At 62.4% G+C, this 3,833-nt stretch carries 3 protein-coding genes; all 3 read right to left on the reverse strand.

Annotated elements, in window-relative coordinates:
• Positions 1 to 84: 84 nt before the first annotated feature.
• Complete coding sequence (locus GHO03_RS23820) at positions 85 to 1,821, reverse strand: PTS fructose-like transporter subunit IIB (RefSeq protein ID WP_095018269.1); 1,737 nt, start codon at positions 1,819 to 1,821, stop codon at positions 85 to 87.
• Between the two features lie 11 nt (positions 1,822 to 1,832).
• Positions 1,833 to 2,774, reverse strand: a complete 942-nt coding sequence (gene pfkB / locus GHO03_RS23825; protein ID WP_133144774.1) for a 1-phosphofructokinase — start codon at positions 2,772 to 2,774, stop codon at positions 1,833 to 1,835.
• A partial coding sequence (gene ptsP / locus GHO03_RS23830; RefSeq protein ID WP_153400641.1) for a phosphoenolpyruvate--protein phosphotransferase occupies positions 2,774 to 3,833 on the reverse strand: 1,060 nt, incomplete at its 5' end. The genes ptsP and pfkB, both read right to left, overlap by 1 nt.

Consider the following 3,833-nt stretch of genomic DNA (forward strand, 5'->3'; position numbering starts at 1 on the left):
TTGCCTGACAGACCCCAGTGCCTGCATAGCAGGCGAACCAGCTCCCACTGGATTTGCGGTGACATTGTGGGAGCGGGGATTGATTTATGCTTTGGCCGTCTCCAGCGCCATTTCAACCGGCTCCGGACGCTTGATCACCGCGTACACCACCGCCGTCACCAAGCTGCCCGCCACGATCGCCAACAAGTACAGCAGCGCATGGTTGATCGCGTTTGGAATCAGCAATACAAACAAGCCACCGTGCGGTGCCATCAGCTTGCAACCGAAGTACATCGACAATGCCCCCGTCAACGCGCCCCCCACGATGCTCGCCGGAATCACCCGCAGCGGGTCTTTGGCAGCAAACGGGATTGCACCTTCAGAAATAAAGCACAGCCCCAGCACCAGTGCAGCCTTGCCCGCCTCACGCTCAGTCTGGGCGAACTTGCGGCGCGCCAGGAACGTGGCAATACCCAAGCCAATCGGCGGCACCATGCCCGCCGCCATCGTTGCCGCCATCGGTGCATAACTTTGCGAAGCCAGCAGCCCCACCGAAAACGCATAGGCCGCCTTGTTGATCGGCCCGCCCAGGTCTACGCACATCATCCCGCCCAGCAATACACCCAGCAGGATGGCGTTGGTGGTGCCCATGCTGTCGAGGAAGTGGGTCAGGCCTTCAAGCATTCCGGCAACCGGCTTGCCCACCACGTAAATCATCACCAGACCGGTAAACAGGCTGGCGAACAACGGGATGATCAAAATCGGTTTCAGCGCCTCAAGGCTCTGCGGCAAGCGCGCATAACGGTTGATCGCCTTGGCACAGTAACCGGCGATGAAACCGGCAATAATCCCACCGATAAAGCCCGCACCCAGGGTACTCGCCAGCAAGCCGCCGATCATCCCCGGCGCCAGGCCCGGGCGGTCGGCAATCGAGTAGGCGATATAACCCGCCAACAACGGCACCATCAGTTTGAATGCGGCATCGCCACCAATCTGCATCAGCGCCGCCGCCAGCGTGCCGGGCTCTTTATAAGCTTCAATGCCAAATACGAAAGACAGCGCGATCAGCAGCCCCCCTGCCACCACCATCGGCAGCATAAAGGACACGCCCGTCAGCAGGTGCTTGTAGACCCCGGCCTTCTCCTGCTTGGCAGGCGCCCCGCCCGCAGCGGCGGCACTCTCCTGCTTGCCTTCGCTCAACGCCTTGTTCAGGGTGGCTTCGGCTTGCTTGAGGGCGATGCCTGTGCCGCAACGGTAGATTTTCTTGCCGGCAAAACGCTCGGTCGGCACTTCGATATCCGCCGCCAGCAACACCACATCGGCGTCGCGAATGGCTTCGGCGCTCAACGGGTTGCGCGCGCCTACCGAACCCTGGGTCTCGACTTGCAAGTCGTAGCCCAAGCGCTTGGCCGCTTGCTGCAAGGCTTCGGCTGCCATAAAGGTATGGGCCACGCCTGTCGGGCAGGCGGTGATGGCGACGATTTTTGGAGCTTTCTGCGCGTTTTCAACTGCAGCTGTTGGCGCAGGTGCAACGTAGACCTCAGCCTCCTCCACGCCACGCTGCAACACCGCCTCTACATCTTGCAGGGCCTGGGCCGGCGTGCTCTGGAACACACGCTTGCCGATAAAACGCTGCATATCCAGCGGCGTACTGCTGACCAGCAACACCCACTCGGCTTCATCTATGGTCGCCGCCGATAACTGACGTTCAGGGTGCTTGGGGTCGTGGACTTCAACGCTGGTGCTCCAGCCCTGACGCTGAGCCGCCGCATCAAGCAAACGGGCGCACAGCACGCTGGTCACCATGCCGTTGGGGCAGCCCGTCACAATGGCTAATTTCATGTGGATTCCTTTTATTCTTCTGTCAGGGGGCGAACGCGAACGCCGCTTTCGAGCGTCGCCAGGTGCGCTGCATCGCTGATACCAAAACCGATCTGAGTAACGGCCATTGCCGCAATGGCAGTGGCGGTGCGCAGGGTCTGCTCGGGGCTATGGCCGCTGAGCAAACCGTGGACCATGCCCGCCAGCAGCGAGTCGCCCGCACCCACCGTGCTGGCGACGCTGACCTTGGGCGGCAACGCTTGCAAGGCCGGCCCACGGCTGAACCAGTTCACGCCTTCTGCACCGTGGGAAATCACCACGTGCTCAACGCCCTGTGCCTGCAAAGCGGTTGCGGCTGCAACCTGGGTTGCAAGGTCGCTGATATCGCGGCCCAAAGCATCGCTGAGTTCTTCGGTGTTGGGCTTGATCAGCCACGGCCCCGCTGCCAGGCCCTGCTTCAAGGCCTCACCGCTGGTGTCCAGGACCACTTTCAGGCCCTGAGCCTTCAAGCCCAGCAGCAGATCGTGCAGCCATTGCGGGCTGACGCCTCGGGGCAAACTGCCAGCCACCACGACCGCGTCATGCCCGGGAGCAATGCGCTCAAGGGTATCGAGCAAGATTTGCTGCGCCTGTGCGTCAACCTGCGGCCCCGGCCCGTTGAGGTCGGTGACGCGGCCATCGTCTTCAGCCAGCTTGATATTGCTGCGGGTTTCGCCCGGCACACGGATAAAGGCATCGACAAAACCGCGACGCTTGAACAGGGCATCGAATGCTTGTGCATTGTCCTCACCCAAAAAGCCACTTACCGTCAGCGTGTGGCCCAGATCGGCCAGTACTTGCGCCACGTTCAGGCCCTTGCCGGCAGCATGGGTCAGCATCAGCGGGCTACGGTTAACCTCCCCCGGTACCAGTTGCCCAAGACGCACGGTCAAGTCCAGTGCCGGGTTGAGGGTGACAGTCAGAATACGGGCCATCAGAGCGCCTCCACCAACGCACGAACTTCATCCGGGCTGCCCACGCTCAACGCTTCGGCGGCCAGGGTTTTCAGACGATCCATGCTCAACTCGCGTACCCGCGCCTTGACCTCGGGGATGCTGCGCGCCGAAACGCTCAGCTCATCCACGCCCAGGCCCACCAGCACAGGCACGGCCAGCGGATCAGCCGCCAGCTCGCCGCACACGCCCACCCATTTGCCATGGGCATGGGCCGCACGCACGGTGATATCGATCAGTTGCAATACCGCGGGGTGCAAGCCGTCAGCCTGGGCCGACAGGGTCGGGTGGCCACGGTCGATGGCCAGGGTGTATTGGGTCAGGTCGTTGGTGCCGACGCTGAAAAAGTCCACTTCCCTGGCCAGCACGGGCGCCAGCAAGGCAGCCGACGGCACTTCGATCATGATCCCCAATTGCAGGTCAGCCACTGGAATTTCCAGGCGCAAACGCTCGGTCATGTCGCGGGCGGCACGCCACTCGGCCACGCTGCCCACCATCGGGAACATGATACGCAGCGGGCGGTTGTCGGCTGAACGTAGCAAGGCGCGCAACTGACTTTCCATGATCTGCGGCCGTTGCAGCGTAAGACGAATGCCACGTACACCCAAAAACGGGTTTTCTTCTTTCTCGATCGGCCAGTACGGCAGCGGTTTATCGCCGCCCACGTCCAGCGTGCGTACCACCAGCGGCCGGCCAGCCAGGCCGTCGAGTACACGACGGTATTCGGCTTCCTGAGTCGCCTCATCCGGTACTTGCGAATGGGCCATGAAAATCAGTTCGGTGCGCAGCAGGCCAATGCCTTCGGCGCCCTGCTCCACTGCCGTGGCGACGCCCTTGCTCTCACCGATATTGGCAAACACTTCAACCGCATGACCATCCTGGGTCACGGCCAGTTCGTGGCGCTGGGCAGAGGCTGCCAGCAAACGCTGCTCACGGCTGTCGCGCTCCTGGGTGGCACGCTGCAAGGCGTCGGCATCCGGGGAGACGTGCAGGCGACCGCGCTGGCCATCAATCAACAATTCAGTGCCCGGCGCCAGCAGC

It is taken from the genome of Pseudomonas sp. FSL R10-1339 (assembly GCF_009600545.1).
GTDB classification, from domain to species: Bacteria; Pseudomonadota; Gammaproteobacteria; order Pseudomonadales; family Pseudomonadaceae; genus Aquipseudomonas; species Aquipseudomonas bubulae.